Annotated in this window: 21 protein-coding genes; 9 read left to right on the top strand and 12 right to left on the bottom strand. The window is 70.9% G+C overall.

The genetic code is table 11. The features are described from left to right. Window positions 1-55: 55 nt before the first annotated feature. The 3 genes from ACFC1X_RS28290 to thyX form a co-directional block, all read right to left on the bottom strand. A complete protein-coding gene (locus ACFC1X_RS28290) occupies window positions 56-1,741 on the bottom strand; it encodes a ribonuclease J (protein WP_376358500.1) in 1,686 nt (561 codons plus the stop codon). 153 nt (window positions 1,742-1,894) lie between these two features. Then, window positions 1,895-2,794, bottom strand: coding sequence for a 4-hydroxy-tetrahydrodipicolinate synthase (gene dapA / locus ACFC1X_RS28285; RefSeq protein WP_376358497.1), 900 nt, complete (start codon window positions 2,792-2,794; stop codon window positions 1,895-1,897). A gap of 197 nt (window positions 2,795-2,991) precedes the next feature. After that, window positions 2,992-3,732, bottom strand: coding sequence for an FAD-dependent thymidylate synthase (gene thyX, locus ACFC1X_RS28280; RefSeq protein ID WP_376358495.1), 741 nt, complete (start codon window positions 3,730-3,732; stop codon window positions 2,992-2,994). A gap of 176 nt (window positions 3,733-3,908) precedes the next feature. Here thyX and ACFC1X_RS28275 point away from each other — a divergent pair, with 176 nt between their 5' ends. Together ACFC1X_RS28275 and ACFC1X_RS28270 are read left to right on the top strand one after the other, a co-directional pair. Beyond that, window positions 3,909-4,148, top strand: coding sequence for a hypothetical protein (locus ACFC1X_RS28275; protein WP_125492860.1), 240 nt, complete (start codon window positions 3,909-3,911; stop codon window positions 4,146-4,148). A gap of 119 nt (window positions 4,149-4,267) precedes the next feature. Next, window positions 4,268-4,822: a hypothetical protein gene (locus ACFC1X_RS28270; protein WP_376358493.1), complete on the top strand. Its 555-nt coding sequence runs from the start codon at window positions 4,268-4,270 to the stop codon at window positions 4,820-4,822. Between the two features lie 13 nt (window positions 4,823-4,835). On the opposite strand, the gene ACFC1X_RS28265 is transcribed toward ACFC1X_RS28270, so the two are convergent. The 6 genes from ACFC1X_RS28265 to ACFC1X_RS28240 all read right to left on the bottom strand — a co-directional run bounded on the left by ACFC1X_RS28265 (window position 4,836) and on the right by ACFC1X_RS28240 (window position 11,932). After that, window positions 4,836-5,291, bottom strand: a complete 456-nt coding sequence (locus tag ACFC1X_RS28265; protein WP_376358490.1) for a hypothetical protein — start codon at window positions 5,289-5,291, stop codon at window positions 4,836-4,838. 47 nt (window positions 5,292-5,338) lie between these two features. Continuing rightward, complete coding sequence (dapB, locus tag ACFC1X_RS28260) at window positions 5,339-6,091, bottom strand: 4-hydroxy-tetrahydrodipicolinate reductase (RefSeq protein ID WP_376358487.1); 753 nt, start codon at window positions 6,089-6,091, stop codon at window positions 5,339-5,341. Window positions 6,092-6,117: 26 nt separating this feature from the next. Then, the gene (locus tag ACFC1X_RS28255) at window positions 6,118-7,497 is read right to left on the bottom strand and encodes a M16 family metallopeptidase (RefSeq protein ID WP_376358484.1); all 1,380 of its coding nucleotides are present in this window, start codon (window positions 7,495-7,497) and stop codon (window positions 6,118-6,120) included. Next, window positions 7,494-9,713 (bottom strand): polyribonucleotide nucleotidyltransferase, encoded by a 2,220-nt coding sequence (locus ACFC1X_RS28250; RefSeq protein ID WP_376358482.1) that lies wholly within the window; start codon window positions 9,711-9,713, stop codon window positions 7,494-7,496. Before ACFC1X_RS28250 ends, ACFC1X_RS28255 begins: the two co-directional genes overlap by 4 nt. Before the next feature lie 316 nt (window positions 9,714-10,029). Then, the gene (rpsO, locus tag ACFC1X_RS28245; RefSeq protein ID WP_064730122.1) at window positions 10,030-10,317 is read right to left on the bottom strand and encodes a 30S ribosomal protein S15; all 288 of its coding nucleotides are present in this window, start codon (window positions 10,315-10,317) and stop codon (window positions 10,030-10,032) included. 226 nt (window positions 10,318-10,543) lie between these two features. Continuing rightward, window positions 10,544-11,932, bottom strand: coding sequence for a PQQ-binding-like beta-propeller repeat protein (locus ACFC1X_RS28240; RefSeq protein ID WP_376358478.1), 1,389 nt, complete (start codon window positions 11,930-11,932; stop codon window positions 10,544-10,546). Window positions 11,933-12,215: 283 nt separating this feature from the next. Between ACFC1X_RS28240 and ACFC1X_RS28235 the strand changes: the two genes are divergently transcribed. After that, window positions 12,216-12,512 carry a DUF397 domain-containing protein gene (locus ACFC1X_RS28235; RefSeq protein ID WP_376358475.1) on the top strand — a complete coding sequence of 99 codons (297 nt, stop codon included), beginning with the start codon at window positions 12,216-12,218 and terminating at the stop codon, window positions 12,510-12,512. 53 nt (window positions 12,513-12,565) lie between these two features. On the opposite strand, the gene ACFC1X_RS28230 is transcribed toward ACFC1X_RS28235, so the two are convergent. The 3 genes from ACFC1X_RS28230 to ACFC1X_RS28220 all read right to left on the bottom strand — a co-directional run bounded on the left by ACFC1X_RS28230 (window position 12,566) and on the right by ACFC1X_RS28220 (window position 15,442). Further along, entirely contained in the window at window positions 12,566-12,796 is a 231-nt protein-coding gene (locus ACFC1X_RS28230) for a DUF397 domain-containing protein (RefSeq protein WP_376358472.1), read from the bottom strand. Further along, a complete protein-coding gene (locus ACFC1X_RS28225; RefSeq protein ID WP_376358469.1) occupies window positions 12,793-13,671 on the bottom strand; it encodes a helix-turn-helix domain-containing protein in 879 nt (292 codons plus the stop codon). The genes ACFC1X_RS28230 and ACFC1X_RS28225 overlap by 4 nt, the downstream gene beginning before the upstream one ends. Window positions 13,672-13,855: 184 nt before the next feature. Beyond that, window positions 13,856-15,442: a PQQ-binding-like beta-propeller repeat protein gene (locus ACFC1X_RS28220; RefSeq protein WP_376358466.1), complete on the bottom strand. Its 1,587-nt coding sequence runs from the start codon at window positions 15,440-15,442 to the stop codon at window positions 13,856-13,858. A 411-nt stretch (window positions 15,443-15,853) separates the two neighbouring features. Between ACFC1X_RS28220 and ACFC1X_RS28215 the strand changes: the two genes are divergently transcribed. From ACFC1X_RS28215 to ACFC1X_RS28190, 6 genes are all read left to right on the top strand, one after another. Continuing rightward, window positions 15,854-19,117 (top strand): SCO5717 family growth-regulating ATPase, encoded by a 3,264-nt coding sequence (locus ACFC1X_RS28215; protein ID WP_376358463.1) that lies wholly within the window; start codon window positions 15,854-15,856, stop codon window positions 19,115-19,117. A gap of 305 nt (window positions 19,118-19,422) precedes the next feature. Continuing rightward, complete coding sequence (locus tag ACFC1X_RS28210) at window positions 19,423-21,282, top strand: ABC transporter substrate-binding protein (RefSeq protein ID WP_376358458.1); 1,860 nt, start codon at window positions 19,423-19,425, stop codon at window positions 21,280-21,282. Further along, window positions 21,275-22,348 carry an ABC transporter permease gene (locus ACFC1X_RS28205; protein WP_376358455.1) on the top strand — a complete coding sequence of 358 codons (1,074 nt, stop codon included), beginning with the start codon at window positions 21,275-21,277 and terminating at the stop codon, window positions 22,346-22,348. Before ACFC1X_RS28210 ends, ACFC1X_RS28205 begins: the two co-directional genes overlap by 8 nt. After that, window positions 22,345-23,289 carry an ABC transporter permease gene (locus ACFC1X_RS28200; protein WP_376358452.1) on the top strand — a complete coding sequence of 315 codons (945 nt, stop codon included), beginning with the start codon at window positions 22,345-22,347 and terminating at the stop codon, window positions 23,287-23,289. The genes ACFC1X_RS28205 and ACFC1X_RS28200 overlap by 4 nt, the downstream gene beginning before the upstream one ends. Next, window positions 23,286-24,326 (top strand): ABC transporter ATP-binding protein, encoded by a 1,041-nt coding sequence (locus ACFC1X_RS28195; protein ID WP_376358449.1) that lies wholly within the window; start codon window positions 23,286-23,288, stop codon window positions 24,324-24,326. The genes ACFC1X_RS28200 and ACFC1X_RS28195 overlap by 4 nt, the downstream gene beginning before the upstream one ends. After that, window positions 24,323-25,357 carry an ABC transporter ATP-binding protein gene (locus tag ACFC1X_RS28190; protein WP_376358447.1) on the top strand — a complete coding sequence of 345 codons (1,035 nt, stop codon included), beginning with the start codon at window positions 24,323-24,325 and terminating at the stop codon, window positions 25,355-25,357. Before ACFC1X_RS28195 ends, ACFC1X_RS28190 begins: the two co-directional genes overlap by 4 nt. Window position 25,358 lies beyond the last annotated feature (1 nt).

The following is a 25,358-nucleotide window of genomic DNA, read 5'->3' as shown; positions in this document are numbered from 1 at the left end:
ATGCAAATCGAGGCGCCCGGCTCCAGGTTGACGCTGCCGGAGATCCGACGGACCGTCAGACGTCCACCACGACAGGGAGGATCATCGGCCGGCGCCGGTACGTGTCCGAGACCCACTTGCCGAGAGTCCGGCGCACCAGCTGCTGGAGCTGGTGGGGCTCGACGACCCCGTCCTGGGCCGAGCGCTCCAGTACTTCCGTCACCTTGGGGAGCACCGCGGCGAACGCGGAGTCCTCGATGCCCGAGCCGCGGGCCTGGACATGCGGACCAGCGGTGATCTTGCCGGTGGACGAGTCGATGACCACGAAGACCGAGATGATGCCCTCGTCACCGAGGATCTTGCGGTCCTTGAGGGCCGGCTCGCCGACGTCGCCGACGGAGAGGCCGTCGACGTAGACGTATCCCGCCTGGACCTTGCCGGAGATCTTCGCCTTGCCCTCGACGAGGTCGACGACGACGCCGTCCTCGGCGATGACGATGCGGTCGTGCGGGACGCCGGTGAGGGCGCCCAGTTCGGCGTTGGCGCGCAGGTGGCGCCATTCGCCGTGGACCGGCATCAGGTTCTTCGGGCGGCAGATGTTGTAGAAGTACAGCAGCTCGCCGGCCGAGGCGTGGCCCGAGACGTGGACCTTGGCGTTGCCCTTGTGGACGACGTTCGCTCCCCAGCGGGTCAGGCCGTTGATCACGCGGTAGACCGCGTTCTCGTTGCCCGGGATGAGGGACGAGGCCAGGATCACCGTGTCGCCGTTGACGATGCGGATCTGGTGGTCCCGGTTGGCCATGCGGGACAGCGCGGCCATCGGTTCGCCCTGGGACCCGGTGCAGACCAGGACCACTTCGCTGTCCGGCAGGTCGTCGAGGGTCTTGACGTCCACGACGAGGCCCGGCGGCACCTTGAGGTAGCCGAGGTCCCGGGCGATGCCCATGTTGCGGACCATGGAGCGGCCGACGAAGGCGACCCGGCGGCCGTATTCGTGCGCCGCGTCCAGGATCTGCTGGATGCGGTGGACGTGGCTGGCGAAGCTCGCCACGATGATCCGCTTGCGGGCGCCGGCGAAGACCTGGCGCAGGACGTTGGAGATGTCCCGCTCCGGCGGGACGAAGCCCGGGACCTCGGCGTTCGTCGAGTCGGACAGGAGGAGGTCGATGCCCTCCTCGCTGAGGCGCGCGAACGCGTGCAGGTCCGTGAGGCGGCCGTCCAGCGGGAGCTGGTCCATCTTGAAGTCGCCGGTGTGGACGACCATGCCCGCAGGGGTGCGGATGGCCACGGCCAGCGCGTCCGGGATGGAGTGGTTGACCGCGACGAACTCGCAGTCGAAGGGGCCGACGCGTTCGCGGTGCCCCTCCGCCACCTCGAGGGTGTACGGGCGGATGCGGTGTTCCTGGAGCTTGGCCTCGATGAGGGCGAGGGTCAGCTTGGAGCCGATCAGCGGGATGTCCGGCTTCTCGCGCAGGAGGAAGGGGACGCCGCCGATGTGGTCCTCGTGCCCATGGGTGAGGACGATGCCCTCGATGTCGTCGAGGCGGTCCCGGATGGACGAGAAGTCCGGCAGGATCAGGTCGATTCCGGGCTGCTCCTCCTCGGGGAAGAGCACTCCGCAGTCGACGATCAGCAGACGGCCGCCGTACTCGAAGACCGTCATGTTGCGGCCGATTTCGCCCAGGCCGCCGAGCGGGGTGACCCGGAGGCCGCCCTTCGCGAGCGCCGGGGGCCGGCCCAGTTCAGGATGCGGATGACTCAAAAGACTCTCCTCACCACACGCGCCACGTACCGGTGGGCACGTGGCGCGCGTGACGTTCGTGCAGAAGCAGTTGTCGTATGGGGTGCGGGCACCGGTGGCCCGCCTATTCAGTTGTGAAGTCCGTGCGGCCGTGCGGTGGTGCGAAGTCTGTTGTCAGAGCTGTACCCCGCCGGCGGCAAGATCGATCTTGAGCTGGTCGGTCTCCTCGGGCGTGAGGCCGACCATCGGCGCGCGCAGCGGCCCCGCGGGCAGTCCCTGGAGGGCGAGCGCGGCCTTGGCGGTCATGACGCCCTGGGTGCGGAACATGCCGGTGTAGACCGGGAGCAGCTTCTGGTGGATCTCCAGTGCCTTCTGTACGTCACCGGCGACGTGCGCGTCCACCATGGCGCGCAGTTCCGGGGTGACGACGTGGCCGACGACGGAGACGAAGCCGACCGCGCCCACGGAGAGCAGCGGCAGGTTCAGCATGTCGTCGCCGGAGTACCAGGCGAGGCCGGAGCGTGCGATGGCCCAGCTGGCGCGGCCGAGGTCGCCCTTGGCGTCCTTGTTCGCGACGATCCGAGGGTGCTCCGCGAGGCGGACCAGCGTCTCGGTGTTGATCGGGACGCCGCTGCGGCCGGGGATGTCGTAGAGCATGACCGGCAGCTCGGCGGCGTCGGTGATCGCCGTGAAGTGCAGGTAGAGGCCCTCCTGCGGGGGCTTGTTGTAGTACGGCGTGACCAGCAGGAGGCCGTGCGCTCCGACGCGCTCGGCGGCGCGGGCCAGCTCGATACTGTGCTGGGTGTTGTTGGTCCCGACGCCGGCGACGACGTGGGCCCGGTCTCCGACCGCCTCCAGTACGGCTCGTACGAGGTCCGCTTTCTCCGCGTCGCTGGTGGTGGGGGACTCGCCGGTGGTGCCGTTGACGATCAGGCCGTCGTTGCCTGCGTCCACCAGGTGGGCGGCGAGCCGCTGGGCGCCGTCGAGGTCGAGTGCGCCGTCCGCCGTGAAGGGCGTGACCATGGCGGTGAGGACCCGCCCGAAGGGGGTCTGCGGAGTGGAGGTCGGAGCCATGGGTTACACGCTACTCGTTGCTCAGGGCGGGGTCTGCCTTAGGGCCTGTCGAGAGGAATGTGGAGCCCGGCACTGCCTGCTCGGGGGTTCAAGCAGTGCCGGGTCCCTTTGATCAGGCTAGATGAACTTCTCCAAACGCCGCAATACGGACACTTCGCACGGCTGATGCGCACATGTGTGCCCGGCTTCGGGACGCGCTACGGCGCCACGCGGCCGTTGGCGTTGAAGGCGGCGTGGGTGAGGGGCATGAGCCGGGCCCACTCCGCCTCCATCTTCTCGCCGACCATCTCGATCTCCCGCTGCGGGAAGGAGGGCACCTTCGCCAGCTCGTGCTGGGTGCGCAGGCCAAGGAAGTGCATCAGCGAGCGGGCGTTGCAGGTGGCGTACATCGAGGAGTACAGGCCGACGGGGAGCACCGCGCGGGCCACCTCGCGGGCGACGCCGGCGGCGAGCATCCGCTGGTACGTCGCGTACGCCTGGCGGTAGGAGTCCTCCATGGCGCCGCCCACCAGCTCGTACTGCTCCGGGCTGCCCTCGACGAAGACGTACTTGCCGGGGCGGCCCTGCTGGACCAGCTTGCGGGAGGTGTCCGGGACGTAGAAGACCGGCTGGAGCTCGCGGTAGCGGCCGGATTCCTCGTTGTACGACCAGCCGACGCGGTGCCGCATGAACTCGCGGAAGACGAAGATCGGGGCGCTGATGAAGAAGGTCATCGAGTTGTGCTCGAACGGGCTGCCGTGCCGGTCCCGCATGAGGTAGTTGATCAGGCCCTTGGAGCGCTCCGGGTCCTTGTCCAGCTCCGCCAGGGACTGCTCCCCGACGGTGGAGACACGGGCGGCGAACAGCACGTCGGAGTCGGTCGCGCTGCTCTTGACCAGCTCGACGGTGACGTCGCCGCGGAGTTCGATCTTGGAATCGTCGGGGGGTGTGTCGGTCACGGTGTGGAGGGCCTTCCCAGCTCGTCGTTTGGCGGGGCCACTCTACGGCCCCCTCGGAATCGGGCTTTCACTGCCGTGCCGCAATGAAGTCGGTGAAACAGGGCACCTGTGGGGGCGTTCGTTCGTCTGTATGAGTAACAGCGAAGCACTCAGTCCCCGAAAGGAGACGCAGCTACATGATCCGCCGGCGTGAACCCGTGCCGTTCGCCTTCGTCGCCGAAGCCGACAGGTTCCGCAGCAATGTCACACCCCCTCCCCGCGAGCGGGCGTCCTTCGGCCAGCAGGCCGGACGCTGGCTGCTCGGTCTCACCGTCGTCGCCGGAATCGCGGGCTCCCTGCTGATCGGGATGCCCGCCCTGTCGACCGACCAGCCCTCGCCGCACAAACAGCCGTCACAGGCGTCCGAGGGACGCTAGACGGGCCGGGGGACGGTCGGGTCGACCTCCCGTCCGGACCCCCGAGAGTGGTGACCGCAGACACAGGTCGGTAGCCTCACCGGGCACAGCACTTGCCATGGAACGAGTGAGGACCAGCCGTGCCCCTGCCCTTCCTGACGGCCGACCGCGCCTTCGACGCGGCCGACGACGTCGCGCTGCCGTACGACGACCGCGACCTGTGGCGTCGGCCCTACCGGCCGGGGCCCTGGCGGGTGGGAGCGGCTGCGATCATGCTGCTGCTCGCCTCGTTCGTGCTGTTCGCGGCGGTGATCATCGCCGCGACGGGCACGCTGTCCTCGGCCGGCGTGGTCTTCGGCATCGCGGCCGTCGTCATCGCCTGCGCCCTGCGGATGCTGCGCATGGGCGTGTGGGTGAGCGCGCACGGAGTGCGTCAGGTGGGTTTCCTCAGCACCCGCACCGTGGCCTGGCAGCAGGTCGCCAGCATGCGCACGGTGCAGCAGCCGGTGCGCTGGCTCGGGCTGCCCCGCACGGTGCAGGGGCAGGCGCTGCTCCTCGTCCGGCAGGGCCGGTCCACGGACCCGCTGCCGCCCCTGCTGACCACGCACAACTCCGACTTCCTCGCCCGCGAGGGTGCCTTCGACCGGGCGGCCGACGCCGTGGAGGCGTGGGCCGCCGAGTACCGGCCGGCCTGAGCCGCGTAGAGGTTCAGGCCGCCTGGACGGGCTTGCCGTCGTGGAGGGCGATCGCCCGCTGCATCGCCTTGCGGGCCCGCGGGGTGTCGCGGGCGTCGTGGTAGGCGACGGCGAGGCGGAACCAGCTGCGCCAGTCGCCCGGGGCGTCCTCCGTCTCGGCCTTGCGCAGGGCGAAGACCTCGTCGGCGGAGTCCCGGTCGACGCGGCCGCTGGGGGTGCGCTTCAGCTCGTCGAGGGGCAGGCCGCCCTCGGCGTCGAGTTCGGCGGCGAGCTGGTTGGCCTTGCGAACGAACTGGGTGTTCTTCCACAGGAACCACAGGCCGATGACCGGCAGGATCAGCACCGCGACGCCGAAGGTGACGGTGAGGGGTGTGCCGGTCTCGATGAGCATCACACCGCGGCTGCCGACCAGGACGAAGTAGAAGACCAGGACGGCGGCCGTGACGAGGTAGGAGATCTTCGCGCGCATGGGGTCAGGGGCTCGGTTCGGGGCTCAGTTCGGGCTCGGTTCGGGTCTCAGTTCAGGTCCAGGAAGTGTTCCAGGCCGAAGGTGAGGCCCGGCGTGGTGACCACCCGGCGGGCGCCCAGCAGGATGCCCGGCATGAAGCTGCTGTGGTGCAGGGAGTCGTGCCGGACGGTGAGGGTCTCCCCCTCGCCGCCGAGCAGGACCTCCTGGTGGGCGAGGAGGCCGCGCAGGCGGATCGCGTGGACCGGGACGCCGTCGACGTCCGCGCCGCGGGCGCCGTCCAGGGCGGTGGCAGTGGCGTCGGGCGCCGGTGCGGAGCCTGCCTTCTGCCGCGCCTCGGCGATCAGCTGGGCGGTGCGGGTGGCGGTGCCGCTGGGGGCGTCCACCTTGTTCGGGTGGTGCAGCTCGACGACCTCGACGGACTCGAAGTACGGGGCGGCGAGCTGCGCGAACCTCATGGTCAGTACGGCGCCGATGGAGAAGTTGGGCGCGATGAGCACGCCCGTCTCCGGGGAGGCGTCGAGCCAGGAGTTCAGCCGCGCGAGGCGTTCGTCGGTCCAGCCGGTGGTGCCGACGGCGGCGTGGATGCCGTGGCGTACGCAGTAGTCGAGGTTGTCCATCACCGAGGCGGGGGTGGTCAGCTCGACGGCGACCTGGGCGCCGGTGTCGGCCAGCGTGTCCAGGCTGTCGCCCCGGCCGAGGGCGGCGACCAGCTCCATGTCCTCGGCGGCCTCGACCGCCCGTACCGCCTCGGAGCCGATCCGGCCCTTGGCACCGAGGACGGCCACGCGCAGCTTGCTCATGTCTCTTGCATCCTTACCGGGGATCGTTAGGCGACGGCGTCGTGCAGCCGGGACGCCTGCTTGTCCTTCAGCGGGCCGATGACCGACAGCGAGGGCCGCTGCCCCAGGACGTCGCGGGCGACCGCGCGGACGTCGTCCGGCGTGACCGAGGCTATCCGGGCCAGCATGTCGTCGACGGACATCTGCTCGCCCCAGCACAGCTCGCTCTTGCCGATACGGTTCATCAGCGCACCGGTGTCCTCCAGGCCGAGGACCGTGGAGCCCTGGAGCTGGCCGACGGCGCGGCCGATCTCGTCGTCGGTCAGGCCGTGCTCGGCGACGTGGTCCAGCTCGTCGCGGCAGATCTTCAGCACGTCGTGCACCTGTGAGGGCCGGCAGCCCGCGTAGACGCCGAAGAGGCCGCAGTCGGCGAAGCCCGAGGTGTAGGAGTACACGCTGTAGGCGAGGCCGCGCTTCTCGCGGACCTCCTGGAACAGGCGCGAGGACATGCCGCCGCCGAGGGCGGTGTTGAGCACGCCCATCGCCCAGCGCCGCTCGTCGCTGCGGGCCAGGCCTGGCATGCCGAGGATGACGTGGGCCTGCTCGGTCCTGCGGCCGATCAGCTCCATGCGGCCCGCGGCGCGGATGGAGCGCCGTCCGTCGCGCGGGGCGAGGGGCTCGGCGACCGGCTCCCGGAAGGCGCCGGCCTTCTCGAAGGCGGCGCGGACCTGGCGTACGACCTTGTTGTGGTCGACGTTGCCGGCGCAGGCGACCACGAGGTGGGTGGGGTCGTAGTGCTTCTTGTAGAAGCGGCGGATGCGGTCGGCGGTGAGGGCGTTGACCGTGTCGACGGTGCCGAGGACGGGACGGCCGAGGGCGCTGTCGCCGAACATGGTGTGCGCGAAGAGGTCGTGCACGCAGTCGCCCGGGTCGTCCTCGGTCATCGCGATCTCTTCGAGGATGGCGCCGCGCTCGACGTCGACGTCCTCCTCCTGGATCAGGGAGCCGGTCAGCATGTCGCAGACGACGTCGATGGCGAGCGGCAGGTCGGTGTCGAGCACGCGTGCGTAGTAGCACGTGTACTCCTTCGCCGTGAACGCGTTCATCTCGCCGCCGACGGCGTCGAGGGCGGAGGAGATGTCCAGGGCGCTGCGCTTGCGGGTGCCCTTGAAGAGCAGGTGCTCCAGGTAGTGGGTGGCGCCGTTCAGCGCCGGGGTCTCGTCGCGGGAGCCGACGTGGGCCCAGATGCCGAAGGTCGCCGAGCGGACCGAGGGCAGGGTCTCGGTGACGATCCGCAGGCCGCCCGGGAGGGTGGTCCGGCGGACCGTGCCGGTGCCGTGCTCGCCCTTGATCAGGGTTTGGGTACGGGCGACGGCCCGCGCCTCCGAGGAGGTGCGGGCCGTCGCCTTGGAGCCACGGGGCGTCACTTGTCGCCGTCGTCCTTCTTCTCTTCGCTGGCTTCTTCGCCCTCGACCACGGGGATCAGGGAGAGCTTGCCGCGGGAGTCGATCTCGGCGATCTCGACCTGGACCTTCTGGCCCACACCGAGGACGTCCTCGACGTTCTCCACGCGCTTGCCGCCGGCCAGCTTGCGGATCTGCGAGATGTGCAGCAGACCGTCCTTGCCGGGCAGCAGGGAGACGAACGCGCCGAAGGTGGTCGTCTTCACGACCGTGCCCAGGTAGCGCTCGCCGACCTCGGGCATGGTCGGGTTGGCGATGCCGTTGATCGTGGCGCGGGCGGCCTCGGCGGCCGGGCCGTCGGCGGCACCGATGTAGATGGTGCCGTCGTCCTCGATCGTGATGTCGGCGCCCGTGTCCTCCTGGATCTGGTTGATCATCTTGCCCTTGGGGCCGATGACCTCGCCGATCTTGTCGACCGGGATCTTCACGGTGATGATCCGCGGCGCGTTGGGGGACATCTCGTCCGGCGTGTCGATCGCTTCCATCATCACGTCGAGGATGTGGAGGCGGGCGTCACGGGCCTGCTTGAGGGCGGCGGCCAGGACGGAGGCCGGGATGCCGTCCAGCTTGGTGTCGAGCTGGAGGGCGGTCACGAACTCCTTGGTGCCGGCGACCTTGAAGTCCATGTCGCCGAAGGCGTCCTCCGCACCGAGGATGTCGGTGAGGGCGACGTAGTGCGTCTCGCCGTTGATCTCCTGGGAGATCAGGCCCATGGCGATACCGGCGACGGGGGCCTTCAGCGGCACACCGGCGTTCAGCAGCGACATGGTGGAGGCGCAGACCGAGCCCATGGACGTCGAGCCGTTGGAGCCGAGGGCCTCGGACACCTGGCGGATCGCGTAGGGGAACTCCTCGCGCGTCGGCAGCACCGGCACGATGGCGCGCTCGGCGAGGGCGCCGTGGCCGATCTCGCGGCGCTTCGGGGAGCCGACGCGGCCGGTCTCGCCGACGGAGTACGGCGGGAAGTTGTAGTTGTGCATGTAGCGCTTGCGGGTCACCGGGGAGAGGGTGTCCAGCTGCTGCTCCATGCGGAGCATGTTGAGGGTGGTGACGCCCAGGATCTGGGTCTCGCCACGCTCGAACAGCGCGGAACCGTGCACGCGCGGGATGGCCTCGACCTCGGCGGCCAGGGTGCGGATGTCGGTGACACCGCGGCCGTCGATGCGCTTCTTCTCCTTGATGACGCGCTCACGGACCAGGGACTTGGTCAGGGAGCGGTACGCGGCGGAGATCTCCTTCTCGCGGCCCTCGAACTCCGGGAGGAGCTTCTCGGCGGCGAGCGTCTTGACGCGGTCCAGCTCGGCCTCGCGCTCCTGCTTGCCGGCGATGGTGAGCGCCTGCGACAGCTCGGGCTTGACGGCGCCGGCGAGGGCCTCCAGGACGTCGTCCTGGTAGTCCAGGAAGACCGGGAACTCGCCGGTCGGCTTGGCGGCCTTCGCGGCGAGGTCGGCCTGCGCGCGGCACAGCACCTTGATGAAGGGCTTCGCGGCCTCAAGACCGGCGGCGACGACCTCCTCGGTGGGCGCCTCGGCGCCGCCCTCGACCAGCTTGACGGTCTTCTCGGTGGCCTCGGCCTCGACCATCATGATCGCGACGTCGCCGTCCTCCAGTGCGCGGCCCGCGACGACCATGTCGAAGACGGCGTCCTCGAGCTCGGTGTGCGTCGGGAAGGCCACCCACTGACCGCGGATCAGCGCGACGCGGACGCCGCCGATCGGGCCGGAGAAGGGCAGGCCGGCCAGCTGCGTGGACGCGGAGGCGGCGTTGATCGCCACGACGTCGTACAGGTGGTCGGGGTTGAGGGCCATGATCGTGGCGACGACCTGGATCTCGTTGCGCAGGCCCTTCTTGAAGGACGGGCGCAGCGGGCGGTCGATCAGTCGGCAGGTGAGGATGGCGTCCTCGGAGGGGCGGCCCTCACGGCGGAAGAAGCTGCCGGGGATCTTGCCGGCGGCGTACATCCGCTCCTCGACGTCCACCGTGAGCGGGAAGAAGTCGAGCTGGTCCTTGGGGTTCTTGGAGGCGCTCGTGGCCGACAGCACCATGGTGTCGTCGTCCAGGTACGCCACGGCGGAACCGGCGGCCTGCCTGGCCAGCCGTCCCGTCTCGAAGCGGATGGTGCGGGTGCCGAATGCGCCGTTGTCAATCACGGCTTCGGCGTAGTGGGTCTCGTTCTCCACTAGTGTCTTCTCCGTTACTTGTCGTCTTTCGTCCCTCCCCGCCCGTGTGGCGGGGGGACGTCGCGGAGAAGCGCTCCGTGCAATGCGGGCCGGTCTTCGATCGAAGCACCCGGGGTTCTGCCCCCGGGGGCCACTACCGAGGACCGGCGGCGGCGAAGCGCGCTTCTCCTCGTTTCGTTCGTTGAGTCCTACGTCGTACGTGCTGCGTCTGTAGGTGTTGTGTCTGATACCACACTACAAAGGGCCGGCGACACCGCGCACGTACAGCAAAGGGAGCGGCCCCCGAACGAATGGGAACCGCTCCCTTCACGGCGTCCTACTTGGCGCCCGCCGCACCGCGGCGGATGCCGAGGCGCTCGACCAGCGCACGGAAGCGCTGGATGTCCTTCTTGGCGAGGTACTGCAGCAGCCGGCGGCGCTGGCCGACCAGGATCAGCAGACCACGACGGGAGTGGTGGTCGTGCTTGTGGGTCTTGAGGTGCTCGGTCAGGTCGGAGATCCGACGGGACAGCAGCGCGACCTGGACCTCGGGGGAGCCGGTGTCGCCCTCCTTGGTACCGAACTCGGAGACGATCTGCTTCTTCACTGCGGCGTCGAGCGACACGCGCTACTCCTCTTGGTCTGTGTGTGGCCACCGAGTGCCCCCGGTCTACGTCTCGGGGGATCTTCCGTAACTCGGAAGGCGGGATCCGCTGGGCGCGACCTCCAGGGCTCGGGCTCCGGGGGCGCGTACACATACGGCCGTCACACAGCGTACCAGCCTGGACGGAGGCCCCGTCCCGCGGCCCGGGGCGGGGCGCTCCGGGCCTGGTCGGGCGCTCGTACGCCGCTCACCCGGCGCTCTCCACGCCCACCGCCACCTGGTCGAACTCGCCGACCTCGCCCTCGGTGGCGGGGCCCGCGACGTTGCGCGCGGCGAAGAATACGCGCCCGTGCTCGTACAGGATGTCGTTCAGCTTGGGGTCGGCGAGCGTGGCGACCTCCTGTCCCCCGGCGAAGAGGAGCAGGACGGTCTCCTCGCGGGAGTCCGGGTCCAGGGCGACGACGGCGTCGGGGGCGAGGCCGGTGCCCGGGCGGAAGGCGATCAGCTGCTCCCCGTTCATCCGGAGCGGGTGCATCTCACCGCCGTCGGGAGCGTCGAACTTCTCCGCGGGCCGGCCGGTGGCCAGGTCGAAGGAGACGATGTGGTCCTCCTCCGAGATGTAGAGCCGCTCGTCGCCGACGACGATCGTGCCGCAGCTCTCCACCACGGCGCTGAAGGTCCGGTCGCAGTCGAGGACCTGGTGGTCGGGGTCCAGCCGGATGGTCGCGCGGCCCTTGCCCCGCTCGTCGAGGGAGATCAGGTCGGTGACCACGTAGTCGCCGGCGGCCACGGCGATGACGGCAGGTGAGCTGGAGACCAGGTAGACGTCCTTGACACCCCGCGCCACCCGGTAGGTCCACTGAGCGTCGCCGGTGCGCGGGTCGATCTTCTCCACGCGGTAGGTGGGGGCCGCCGAGTCGCCGCAGGAGAGGAGGGCGAGAAGGTCGCGGCCGCCGGCGAAGCCCTTGTCCTCGCATGCCGAGGGCGCGGTGTCCGCCCACAGCCGCTTCCCGCCGGTCAGCTCGTACGCCGCCGAGCCCTGGCCCCAGGCGGCGACGACCGTGCCGTCCGTCATCGTCACGTTGACGGCCAGGGAGGAGCCCGCGCCGGCGAGCTTCGTGTCCCACAGCTTCTCACCGGTGTCGATGTCGAACACGGCGAGCCGGTCGCAGGCACGGGTGAGCGGGTCCGCGTCCGGCCCGCCGTCCGCGTCTTCGCCTTCGCCTTCGCCTTCGCCTGCGTAGGCGATGGCGGTACGGCCGTCCGCGCTGACGTGGCGCGTCACCGCGCAGAGCGGGCCGGGGAGAGCGAGACGCCAGGCGATCTTCGACGCTTCGGAGCCGCCGAGCCGGAAGCCCTTGATCTCGTTGCCGAAGCTCTTGGCGAAGACCTTGTCCGTTGCCCAGGTGCCCATCGCCGAGACGTTCTGTCCGACGGTTCGGAGGGTCTCCGTGTACGACACGGCCGCAGTGCCTTCCAGGGACGGCGGCCGTGTCTCGACGGTCTCCCGGATGTCGTCCGGTGCCTGGCGGGCGGCCACCGGACGCCCGGCCGACGCGGAGTCGCCGCCGCCCCCTCCCGGACCGAACGCCCACAGCCCGGTGGCCAGGGCCACGAGCACGACGGCCGCGACCACGCCGGCGGCCGCCTTTCGGCGCCCAGCGCGTGGCGGTGGCCCGGAACGGGTGTCCGGACCGGGTGGGTTGTAGGGGGTGGGCGGGGGCCCGAAACTCACGGCGGACGCCTTTCAGCTGAAGAAGTCGAGACGCCGAGATCTCGAGGAGTCGAGAGGTCAAGGAATCGACAAGGCCATCACTCCCTGCCTGATGAGAGCGTGCGCGAACCGCAGAGCCGGGAGAGGAGCAGCAAGTAGGGTAGCCGGACAGTTCGTTGGCACAGCAGGAAGGACCGGACCCGCGATGGCCGATGCCGAGGACAAGGAACTCCGAGCACGCAAGGACCGGGAGCGGGACGAGCTCTACGCCCTCGACATCTCCGGCGTCGAATGGCACAGCGCGCCCGGCACCGAGGAGCACGAGGAGCGGGTCGAGATCGCCTACCTGCCCGAGGGTGCCGTGGCCATGCGGTCGTCGCTCGACCCGGACACCGTGCTGCGGTACACGGAGGCGGAGTGGCGGGCGTTCGTGCTCGGGGCGCGGGACGGGGAGTTCGACCTGGAGCCGGCGGCGGGGGACGCCGGGGGCGACACAGAGTAGGACGCGGGGCGTGCGGCACGCGGTGTGCGGCACGCCCTTCTTTGCCGCACGTGTCATCGACCCCGCGCGGCGCCAACGTCGGACACGGTGAGGGTCATGAAGGCCACCCAGGCCGCGCCGCCCACCGCGAAACGGGGGCCGTCGGCGATCTTGGAGTCCCGGATGTGGACGGCACCGGGAGCGTGGGCGATCTCGACGCAGGTGTCACCGTCGGGGCCGTCGCTGTAGCTGCTCTTGAACCACGCCAGTTCGGAGGCGTCCCCGGCGGTGGACTTGCGGATCATGTCTCTCCCAGCAGTTGCTCGATGAGGGCCAGCGACTCCCCCGGTGGAAGTGCCTGGGCCCGGATGGTGCCATACCGCAGTTCGAGAATGCGCAGCAACCTCGGCTCGTGGATCGGACGGCCGTTGAAGGCGCCGTCGGAGCGGCCCACCGCCGTCCCGTCCGCGAACTTCAGCACCTCGATCCTGCCGTCCATGCCGGAGTGCGGTCCGCTGTCCATAGGCATCACCTGAAGAGTGACGTTGCCCAACTGACCCACCTCCAGAAGGCGTTCGAACTGCTGCCGCCGTACCATTGTGCCTCCGACCCGGCGGCGGAGCGTGGCCTCTTCCAGGACGAAGCCGAGGGCGGGCGCGGGACACCGGTCGTAGACCGTCCGGCGGGCCATGCGAGCAGCCACTCGGCGCTCCAGGTCTTCTTCGGAGTAGGTGGGCTGCCAGCACGCCAGCAACGCACGGGCGTGCTCGGGTGTCTGGAGCAAACCCGGGATGCTGCTGCCCACGTACAGCCCGATTTCCACCGCCTTGGCCTCCAACTGCGCCAACTCCCGCACCCTCTTCGGGTACCGGACCTTGGCCACGTCCTCCTTCATCGCCGCGAGCAGCCCGCCGGCCCCCAGCAGTTCGTCCGCCTTGTCGAGGTACTCGGGACGGGGAATCCGCTTCCCGCCCTCGATTTTGTAGACCAGGTCCTCGCCGTACCCGACAGCCTTCGCGAAGTCAGGGGCCCGCATCCCCGCCGCCTCGCGCCGCAGCTTCAGCTGCCGCCCCACTGTCTCGATGACCGCGACGCCCCACTCGTCGTCGGGGTCGACCTCCCACCCCGGCTCGTCCGTTTCGCTCCTGAGCTGCCCCGCGTCGCTGTCGACCGCCACCATGCCCGTGCCCCTCCGTCGTGCCGCATCGTCTCAACGCCGCACTACCGCGCCATCCGCCCCGACAAGCCCGGACACGACTGGACAAGGCCCGGACAGTAACTTCTTGTAGTCACACCGTCGCAGTTCACGATACGGACGTCGTCACGCCGTGTGACGTGAACCGTGAGATCGACGGCCTGCCCCGTCAGGAAGTGTGCGGCGCGCCGCTTCCGATGCCCAGCACGAGGTAGGTCCACTGCTTGGTCTTGGCGTCGGCGGGACCGTTCGCGGACTTGACGCCGAAGAAGAGGCGCCCGTTCTGGACGACGATGTCGTTCTGGTCCGTCATCGTCATCAGCTGTGCCTCGCTGGGCAGGCCGAAGTAGAGGTACGGCACCTCCTCGTCCGTCCGCGGGTCCAGGGCGACGAGTGCGTTCGGTGCGATGTGGTCGTCGCTCAGTCGCAGGGCGAGGAGCCGGTCACCGCTCATGCGCACCGGGTGGAGCAGGGCGCCCGGGCCGGAGTCGAACTTCTTGGTGGTCTCCCCCGTGGCGAGGTCGAAGCCGATGATCCAGTTGGACGTCTGCTTCTCGAGTTGGTCCTTGCTGCGGATGAAGACCTGGTCCTGTCCGACGGCGATGGTCGGGCAGTCGTCGATCAGGAGATAGTCGCTGTCCGAGCAGTCGGCCACATAGGCGCCGTTGCGGAGACTGATGGTGGCACGGTTGCGGCCCTGGTCGTCGAGGGAGATGAGGTCGGTGATCCCGGTGGCACCGGCGGAGACGGCGACGACCGCCGGTTCGACGGAGGGCACGTGGAGGTTGCGGACTCCCTCGGCGGCCGAATACGTCCACAGGGCCGCGCCCGTAGCCAGGTCCAGCTTGCGCAGCTTGAACGTGGTGGAACGCCAGGTTCCCACAGAGAGGGGATCGTCGCCGCTCCAGCACCGTTCCCGGACGATCAGTCCACGGCCGCCGGCGACGCCCATGTCCTGACAGGGTGCGGTGGTCGTCGTGGACCACCGGGTGTCACCGTTCTTCATGTCGTACCCGATGGTGCCGCCGCCCCAGGTGACGGCGACCGTGCCGTGCGCGAGGGCCACGCCGGGCCGGTCCTTGTCGGTGCCCGTGGCGTCGCCCGACTCACGTCCCAACTGGGAGACAGGGAATCGGTCCTGCCACAGCAGGCGGCCGTCGTCGAGGTCGACGAAGGCGACCTGGTTGCAGAGGGCCTCCTCCGCCCAGTCGTTCGCCCGGAAGAGGACGGCGGTGCGGTTGTCGACGGTGACATCGCGTGTGTAACCGCAGATCGGGCCGTCGAGTTCGAGCCGCCACTTCTCGTCGCCCGGCGCGGCGTCGGTGCCGATGCTCATGCCGACGAGCGTCTTGTTGATGCCCTTGGCAAGGATGCGGTCCGTGGCCCACATTCCGGGCATCTCCACATGTTCCCCGGGCTTCATGTCGTCCACGGAGAACCGGAAGGCCATCTTGCCGTTGATGCTCGCGGGCCGCTTCTCGTCGGTCTCACGGACGTCGAGTGGGCCCTGTGGGGCCGAAGCCCTCGACTTGCCCGACGCCTCGGAGTCTCCGCTGCCGCGTCCCCACAGCAACCAGCCGCCGGTGCACAATGCCCCGGCGAGGATCACCGCGAGCAGCCCGACCAGCGATTTCCGGCGGCCCTTCCCCCCTGCACCGCCGCTGCCGTCGGGGTCGTGGCGGCCATGCCGGCTCTCGGTGGGCTCCGCTGCGGTTGCGGTGCCCGAGGGCATGGACGGGGGCGGGCCGAAGCTCACTCGGGGCCTCTTCCTCTTCCTGGGAATTCCGGCGGTTCTCAAGGAATTCATGCGACGGGACGACGGAGATCGGTACCAACTATGCCGGGCTCACGATCACTCGTTGGAAGCGGGTGGTGACGGACGGGGTCATCCTCCGTGCGGGGACGATCAGATGAAGCCCGCGGCACTTCCGAGTCGACTGTGACGCAATGGGCAGGACTTCGAGGGAGGGCGGGGGCTGCCGGGGCGGGGCTCGTGGTGATTAGGCTGGTGTCGGGCGCGACACGAGAACCCGTGGAGGGGGCGTCGGCGTCTCAGGGGGAAGAGCCGGTTCATCGGACGACCTCGAACGGCCTTGGACAACTTCGAATGACAAGCAAGGGTCGCCCCAGCACGGCTTGAGGGTGCTCGACCACACCAGGAGGAACTGTGAGCAGCGACCGGGACGGGAACCGCGGGGGCTGGGCTACACCCGGCGATGACCAGCCCGACGCGGAGTCCTCGATCGAGACGACCGGCGAGTTCACCATCGACTACGCGCCGCCCGCCTGGTACACGCAGAACGCGTCCAGTGAATCGGGGCAGGAGGACGAGGGGGCGGGGGCCGGTTCGTCGTCCGGTTCGTCCGGTGCCTCCGATTCTGCCGCTCCGGCCTCGCCCTCCGCTCCGCCTGCTCCCCGTGGTCCGGTTCCGCCGTTGCCGGGGCTGACGCCTCCGCCGCACGCGGCGCCGGCCGGCGGGCCTTCCGCCGTTCCGGCTCCCGCGCCGGGTGCGCCGTACACGCCGCCTCCGCCGCCCGGGCCCGGGGCGCCCTTCACGCCGCCCGCGCCGCCTGCCGGGGGGCCGACCGGTGTGCCGCGGCTGCCGGTCGGGAGCGGGTTCGAGCCGCAGCCGCCGCAGCAGCCGTCGGCGCGGCCCGAACCGGAGTCGGCGCCTGAGCCCGAGCCGGAGGTGCAGGCGCCGGAGGCCGCGCCCGCGCCCGCCCCGAGTGCGGATTTCAGCTCCCCCACGGCCGTGCCGAGCTTCCCGGCCGGAGGGTTCCAGCTCCAGGCGCCGGCTGCCCCGCCGGCTCCGGAGCCGGAGCCCGAAACCGAACCGGAGCCGCAGCCCGAGCCTGAACCGCAGCCCGAGCCGGAGCCAGCGCCCGAGCCCGAGCCCGAGCCCGCCAACGGTGATCTTGAGAGCGGCGCGACCATGCGCTTCTCCGCGGCCGCTCTCCAGCGGGAGATCGCCGAGCGCGCCGCCGCGGATGCCGGCACGGACACCGACGACGACGCCGTGGAACCGGAGGACGAGGACGCCGAGCGTTCCGAGACCGGCGACGCCGAGGAGGACACGGACGGTACGGACGACGCCGCTGTCGGCGAGGTCGCCGACGAGGTGTCCGAGCCCGAGCCCGAGGACAGCGTCCCCGCGGTGGACGAGCCCGAGGACTCCGTGCCCGGCGATGCCGCTCCCGAGGACGACGTCCCGCAGGACGCCGTCCCTGAGGACGCGCCGCCCGCGGCACAGGGTGGGATGCCGCCGGTGCCTCCGTCGTACCCGCCGGCCGCACCCGCCCCGGCCCACCAGTGGCCCGCGCAGCCGGCACCCGGCGCCCCGGAGCAGCCCGCCGTACCGGCCCAGCAGCCGCCGTTCCAGCCGCAGGCTCCGCAGCCGGCGCCCGCCGCGTGGAACCCGCCGCCCGCGCAGCCCGCTCCGCAGGCCGGTTACGGCTTCCCGCAGCCCGGCGCCACGCCTCCCGCACCGCAGCCGCCGGTCCAGCAGCCCGGCGGCGCTCCCACTCCCGCGACCGATGGCGGCTACGGCTTCCCGCAGCCCGGCGCCACCCCTCCGGCACCGCAGCCGCCGGTCCAGCAGCCCGGCGGCGCTCCCACTCCCGCGACCGACGGCGGTTACGGCTTCCCGCAGGCCGCCGCGCAGCCTCCCCAGCCGCCCTCCCCCGCCCAGCCCGGTGCCTACGGGTTCCCGCAGGCACCGCACGGGCAGGCGCAGCCCGACGCCGCTCAGGTTCCGCCGGTCGCGCCGCAGGCGACCCCGCAGGGCTACGCCCCGCAGGTCCCGCCCGCCCAGCCGATGCCGCAGCCGGGCCAGGCACCGCAGGCACCACCCCAGACACCCCAGCCGCCGCAGGCGATGCAGCCCGGTCAGCCGGGCCAGCCCGGTGTGCCCGGTCAGCCGAACCAGCCCGGTCAGCCCGACTACCAGCCGCAGCAGCACCAGCACCCCCAGGCACCGCAGCAGCCCCACATCCCCCAGCAGCCTCAGGCACCCCAGCCGCACCCCCAGCAGCCGGCGCCGCAGCACCAGTACCCGCAGCAGCCGGACGCCCCGCAGCCTCCGCAGCAGCCCGTCGACCCCCGGCTCGGGGCCGCCTGGCCGCAGCCCATGCAGCACGACCAGCGTCAGCCCACCAACCCGGGTGCCGCGCCGCTCGGGTACACCGCGGCCGTGGAGCTGTCGTCCGACCGGCTGCTCAACAACAAGCGGCAGAAGGCGAAGAGCAGCCGTCCGGCGGCCGGCGGTTCGCGGTTCAAGCTGGGCGGCAAGAAGGAGGAGGCCGAGCGGCAGCGGAAGCTGGATCTGATCCGCACCCCGGTGCTGTCCTGCTACCGCATCGCCGTCATCAGCCTCAAGGGCGGTGTCGGCAAGACGACCACCACCACCGCCCTCGGCTCCACGCTCGCCACCGAGCGGCAGGACAAGATCCTCGCGATCGACGCCAACCCGGACGCCGGCACACTCGGCCGCCGCGTGCGCCGCGAGACCGGGGCCACCATCCGTGACCTCGTGCAGGCGATCCCGCACCTCAACTCGTACATGGACATCCGGCGGTTCACCTCGCAGGCCTCGTCCGGTCTCGAGATCATCGCCAACGACGTCGACCCGGCCGTGTCCACCACGTTCAACGACGAGGACTACCGGCGCGCGATCGACGTGCTCGGCAAGCAGTACCCGGTCATCCTCACCGACTCGGGCACCGGGCTCCTCTACAGCGCGATGCGCGGCGTGCTCGACCTCGCCGACCAGCTGATCATCATCTCCACGCCCTCCGTGGACGGTGCGAGCAGTGCCAGTACGACGCTGGACTGGCTGTCCGCGCACGGGTACGCCGACTTGGTGTCCCGGTCGATCACGGTCATCTCCGGAGTCCGCGAGACCGGCAAGATGATCAAGGTCGACGACATCGTGGGGCACTTCCAGACCCGGTGCCGGGGCGTCGTCGTGGTCCCCTTCGACGAGCACCTGTCCGCCGGTGCGGAGGTCGACCTCGACATGATGCGGCCGAAGGTGCGGGAGTCGTACTTCAACCTCGCGGCGATGGTCGCCGAGGACTTCGTCCGCCACCAGCAGTCGCACGGCCTGTGGACGTCCGACGGCAACCCGCCGCCGGTCGCCGCCCCGCCGATGCCGGGCCAGCAGCAGCCGATGCCGGGTCAGCCCCAGCCGGGTCACCCCCAGACCGGCCAGGCCTATCCGCAGCAGCCCGGCCAGCCCTACCCCCAGCACCCCGGCCAGCCGTACCCGCAGCAGCCGGGGCAGGTGCCCCCGCAGCAGCCCGGGCAGCTCCCGCAGCAGCAGCCGGGGCAGCCCTACCCCCAGCCCGGGCAGCCCCATGCGCAGCCCCATGCCCAGCCCGGGTACGGATATCCGCAGCAGGGGCAGACGCCTCCTCCCCCGCCGCAGCAGTAGCCCGCCGGAGCTCCCGAAGGCCCGCGTCGTCCCGGACGGCGCGGGCCTTCGCGTGTGCGCGGGCGGAACCGGTGAAACGCGGGCGTCAGGCTCTCACCAGGGAGGCGCCAGAGGTCTGTGCCAATGAGAGTGACGGGTTGGTCAACTCGCCGTTTCCGCAGGCCACATGGGGTTTGACGGACCGTTGACGCGCGCAGACTGCCGCTGGTAGACACACACTTCATTCCGCGTTCACCACTGTTCAAGCCCGCCTCACGCGGGGACGCCCGGCGTTCCCGCGTGCGATGACGCGAGGTCAGGTAGTCATGAGCACACACGATCAGCACGGCAGTGGACGTACCGCCCCCCGCAGGTGGAGAGCCCGGCTCGTCGCCGCGGCGGGCGCCTGCGCGCTGCTCCTCACGTCGGGGGCGGTCGCCCCCGCGGCCACGGCCGGGGAGGGCGACGGGGGCGGCGACAAGACGCTCACCGTCGCCGTGGCGCAGAGCGTCGACTCGCTCAGCCCCTTCCTGGCGGTACGCCTGCTCAGCACGAGCATCCACAAGCTGACGTACGAGTACCTGACCAACTACGACGCCAAGGACAACCACGTCATACCGGGTCTGGCGACCGAGTGGAAGGCGTCGTCCGACAAGCTGACCTGGACGTACACGATCCGCTCCGACTCCAAGTGGTCGGACGGGCAGCAGGCCACCGCCGAGGACGCGGCGTGGACGTTCAACAAGATGATGACCGACCCGGCCGCCGCCACCGCCAACGGCAGCTTCGTCGGCAACTTCGAGAAGGTCACCGCGCCCAGCCCGACCCAGCTGGTGATCCGGCTGAAGAAGCCGCAGGCCACGATGACCGCGCTGGACGTACCGATCGTGCCCAAGCACGTCTGGGAGAAGGTCGGGGACTTCTCGAAGTTCAACAACGACAAGGACTTCCCGATCGTCGGCAACGGGCCGTTCATCCTCACGGACTACAAGCCGGACAGCTATGTGCGGCTGAAGGCCAACAAGGACTTCTGGCGGGGCGCCCCCAAGTTCGACAACCTGGTCTTCCGCTACTACAAGGACCAGGACGCCGCCGTCGCCGCCCTGCGCAAGGGCGAGGTGTCGTTCGTGGCCGGGTCGCCGTCCCTGACGCCCGCCCAGGCCGACTCCCTCAAGGGCGAGGAGAACATCCGCGTCAACGACGCCCCCGGCCGCCGCTTCTACGCCCTCGCCACCAACCCGGGCGCCCGGGCGAAGGACGGCACGAAGTTCGGTGACGGCCATCCCTCGCTCCTCGACCAGCGGGTGCGGAACGCGCTGTTCATGGCGGTGGACCGCAAGGCGATCGTCGACAAGGTGTTCCAGGGGCACGCGGTCGAGGGCGCGGGCTACATCCCGCCGCGCTTCTCGCAGTACTTCTACGAGCCGACGGCCGAGCAGGAGCTGGCGTACGACCCGGCCGAGGCGGCCCGGCTGCTGGACGAGGCGGGCTACAAGAAGAACGCCGACGGCAAGCGCGTCGGCAAGGACGGCAAGCCGCTGAACTACCGCGTCCTGTGCCACGCCACCGACCCGAACGACAAGGCGGTCGGCAAGTACCTCCAGGAGTGGTGGGGCGAACTCGGCATCTCGATCACCCTCAACTGCCTCGACAACGTGACCGACCCCTGGCTGGCCGGCAAGTACGACCTCGCCTTCGACGGCTGGTCCGTCAACCCCGACCCGGACTTCGTGCTCTCCATCCACACCTGCGCGGCGCTCCCGGCGACGCCCAAGGACACCGGCGCCACCGACAACTTCATCTGCGACAAGAAGTACGACGACCTGTACGCACGCCAGTTGGGCGAGTACGACGCCGGCAAGCGCGCGGACCTCGTCAAGCAGATGCAGTCCCGGCTCTACGACACCGGCTACATGAACGTCATGGCGTATCCGAACGCGGTCGAGGCGTACCGCACGGACCAGATCAAGTCGATCACCACCATGCCGTCCGACGCGGGCAACATCTACGGCCAGGACGGGTACTGGAGCTGGTGGTCGGCCGTCCCCGCGGACTCCGGTGACTCCTCGGGGAGTTCGTCGTCGACGGGCATGGTGATCGGGATCGTCGCGGGTGTCGTCGTCCTCGCCGGCCTCGGGGTGCTCTTCGCCGTCCGCCGCCGGGCGACGGCGGACGACCGTGAGTAGCGCGACGGACTCCGCGCCCCCCGACTCGCCCCTCGCCGCGACCGGCGCCGCGCTCGGCAAGCGGCCGTCCGGGCCGTCGCGGCGCGGGGGCAGTGGGTATCCGCGGTACGTGGCGGGGAAGCTGGGCGGGGCGGTCGTCTCCCTGTTCGCCGTCCTGGTCACCAGTTTCTTCCTGTTCCGGCTGATCCCCGGCGATCCGGTGAAGTTCATGACCGGCGGGCGCCCGGTCTCGGCCGAGCAGCTCGCCGTCTACCGGGAGGAGTTCGGGCTCGACCTGCCGATGTGGCAGCAGTTCACGGACTACTGCCTCAAGGCGCTGAGCGGGGACCTCGGCACGTCGTACCAGTTCCACGCGCCGGTCGTCGACAAGATCGTCGAGGCGCTGCCGAACACGCTGCTGCTCACCGGCACGGCCTTCGTGATCTACACCGCGCTGGGTGCCTTCCTCGGCACCCGGTCGGCGTGGCGGCACGGCGGGCTGGGCGACCGGCTCAACACCGGTCTCGCGCTGACGCTCTACTCCATCCCGTCCTTCTGGCTGGGGCTGCTGCTCATCATCGTCCTGTCGGTCGGCGTGGACCCGATCCCGGGCCTGTTCCCGACCGGCGGCATGGAGTCGGGCGGCGAGGAGGGCTTCGCCTACGTGCTCGACGTCGCCCACCATCTCGTCCTCCCCGTGGTGACGCTGGTCGCCGTGGAGTACGGGCAGACGCTGCTGGTCACCCGGTCGGCGCTGCTGGACGAGATGGGCGGCGACTATCTGACGACCGCGCGGGCCAAGGGGCTCAGGGACGACCTCGTGCGGCGCCGGCACGCCGTGCCCAACGCGTTGCTGCCGACGGTGACGCTGGTCTTCGTCAACCTGGGCAGGACCGTGGCGGGTGTCATCCTCGTCGAGACCGTCTTCTCCTGGCCGGGGCTCGGCGGGCTGTTCTACCAGGCGCTCAGCGTGCCCGATCTGCCGTTGGTGCAGGGGCTGTTCTTCGTCTTCGCCGCGGCGGTGATCCTGATGAACACGCTGGCCGACCTCCTGTATCCGCTGCTCGACCCGAGGGTGGGCCGATGACCGCCGAGACCACCGAGACCCCTGCGGAACCCTCCGGGAAGGCGGGCGCGCCCAGTCCGCGCGCGCTCGCCCGGCGGCGGCGCCGTGCCTCCGTCTCGCGCTTCTGGAAGGAGTACCGCAGACACCGGGCAGGCCTTTTCGGGCTGGCGGCGCTGTCGCTGTTCGTGCTGGTCGCGTTGACCGCGCCGCTGACGGTCGGGTCGGACGTGGACAGCGTGACCGACGCGCCGGGGCAGCCGCTGGAGAGTCCGAGCGGCCAGTTCCCGCTGGGCACGGACCAGTTCGGGCGGAACCTGCTCGGCCTGCTGATCTGGGGCTCGCGCGTCTCCCTGCTCGTCGGGCTGCTCGCGGCCGCGCTGTCGGTGGCGATCGGCGCGGTCATCGGGATCACGGCCGGGCACTTCCGCGGGTGGTACGCCACGGTGATGATGCGGATCACGGACTGGTTCCTGGTGATGCCGACGCTGGTGCTGGCGATCGTGCTGGCGACGGTCATGTCCCGTTCCCTCGCCACGATCGTGCTGGCGATCGGTGTGACCACGTGGCCGACCACGGCGCGGCTGGTGCGGGCGCAGACGCTGGCGGTGGAGTCACGGCCGTACATCGAACGCGCGAAGGCGCTCGGGGGCGGGCACTGGCACATCATGACCCGGCACGTGCTGCCCAACGTGATGCCGCTGGTCCTCGCGCAGACCACCCTGATCATCTCCTCCGCGATCCTGGCCGAGGCGACGCTGGCCTTCCTCGGGCTCGGTGACCCGACGGTGGTGTCCTGGGGCGGGCTGCTCCAGGACGCGCGGGAGGCGGGGTCGGTGAGTTCCGGCGACTGGTGGTACCTGGTGCCGCCGGGCGTCGGGATCGCGGTCGTGGCGCTGGCGTTCACGCTGTGCGGGCGTGCCGTGGAGGCCGTTCTCAATCCCAGGCTGGGGGTGTCCCGTTGAGTCTCCTGGAGGTCCGGGACCTGAAGGTGACGTACGCCGGTGGCGCGGCCGCCGTGCGCGGGGTCGACCTGCGCCTCGACGCGGGCGAGAAGCTCGGCATCGCGGGCGAGTCCGGCTGCGGCAAGTCCACGCTGGCACTGGCGCTGCTGCGGCTGCTGCCGCCCGGCGCCCGGACCGGCGGGGAGATCCTGCTGGACGGCGAGGACGTGCTGACCATGAAGTGGGGCCGGCTGCGGGCGGTGCGCTGGGCGGGGGCGTCGATCGTCTTCCAGGGCGCGATGCACTCCCTGAACGCCGTGCACCGCATCGGTGACCAGATCGCCGAGCCCGTCCTGCTGCACCGCGGGGCCACGGCGGCCGGCGCGCGCAAGAAGACGGGCGAGCTGCTGGAGCAGGTGGGGCTGCCCGCGTCCCGGGCGAGCGCCTACCCGCACGAGCTGTCCGGCGGGCAGCGGCAGCGCGTGATGATCGCGATGGCGCTCGCCTGCGACCCGCGTCTGATCGTCGCCGACGAGCCGACCACGGCGCTCGACGTGATGATCCAGGCGCAGATCCTGCGACTGATCGAGGGCCTGGTGGGCGAGCAGAACGTCGGCCTGATCATGATCAGCCACGACCTCGCCGTGCTGGCCGACACCTGCGACCGCCTCGCGGTGATGTACGCGGGCCGGGTGGTCGAGGAGGGCCCGGCCCGGCAGGTCTACGAGGACGCCCGGCATCCGTACGGCCGGGCGCTGTCCGCGGCCTTCCCGACGATCGGCGACCCGGCCTCGCGGTTCGCGCCCCGCGGCCTGCCCGGCGACCCGCCCGACCCGGCGGCGGTGCCCTCCGGCTGCGCGTTCCACCCGAGGTGCCCGGTCGCCCTGGACCTCTGCGCCACCGAGGACCAGGCACTGCGCGAGGCGGGAACGCGGCGCCGGGCGGCCTGCGTCCACGTGGGCGCGGGGGACGGCGGAGCGCCCGGCAGCACCGAGGCAGCCGCCAGTCCCTCCGGCGGCGCCGTGACGAACGACGGAGTGAGGAGCAGCAGCCCATGACGAGCACCACACCCCCGTTGCTGAGCGTCCAGGGGCTGCACGTCACGTTTCCCGGCCGGCGCGGGGCCGCCGACGCGCGGGCCGTGGACGGGGTCGACCTCGACATCCGACGGGGTGAGATCGTCGCGCTGGTCGGCGAGTCGGGCTGCGGCAAGACGACCCTCGCGCGTTCCCTGCTCGGCCTGGTCCCGCCGACCGGGGGCCGGGTCACCTTCGACGGCGCCCCGCTCGCCCGCTCGGGCCGCGCGCTGAAGGCGTACCGCAAGCGGGCCCAGCTGGTCCTCCAGGACCCGAGCGGCTCGCTCAACCCGCGGCACACGGTGTACGACATCGTCGCCGAGGGCCTGCGCATCCACGGTCACGCGGGGGACGAGCGGACGGCGGTCGCCGAGGCCCTGTCCCGGGCCGGACTGCGGCCACCCGAGCGGTTCTTCCTGCGCTACCCGCACGAGCTGTCCGGCGGCCAGCGGCAGCGGGTGGTCATCGCGGGCGCGCTGGTCCTGGAGCCGGAACTCCTCGTCGCGGACGAGCCGGTGGCCTCCCTCGACGCGTCGGTACGCGGCGAGATCCTCGCGCTGCTGCTGCGGCTGCGCACCGAACTGGGCCTGTCGGCGCTGGTCGTGACCCACGACCTGGGCCTGGCCTGGAACATCGCCGACCGGGTGGCGGTGATGTACCTCGGCCGGATCGTCGAGACGGGCCCGGTGGAACAGGTGCTGACGGCACCGCGGCATCCGTACACGCAGGCGCTGCTGTCGGTCCTGCCGGAGGCGCCGGGCACGCCGGTCGTGCTCACCGGCGAGCCCCCGGACCCGTCGTTCATCCCCTCCGGCTGCCGCTTCCACGTCCGCTGCCAGGTGCTGGCCGGCGGTGAGGCGGAGCGGGCCGGGGTGGCCGACGCGTGCCGGCACGGGGAGCTGGAGATCCTGTCCGGCGGCGACGAGGCCCAGGTCGCCTGCCACTGGGCGCGGTCACGAGCGGAGCGGCCGACGGCCGGAGCGGGCGACGAGGCGACCGTCCGGCCTGGCTGAA

The organism is Streptomyces sp. NPDC056128 (genome assembly GCF_042263835.1).
Lineage (GTDB): Bacteria > Actinomycetota > Actinomycetes > Streptomycetales > Streptomycetaceae > Streptomyces.
The sequence above is the reverse complement of the archived record's forward strand: the minus strand, read 5'-3'. Positions and strand labels throughout refer to the sequence as shown.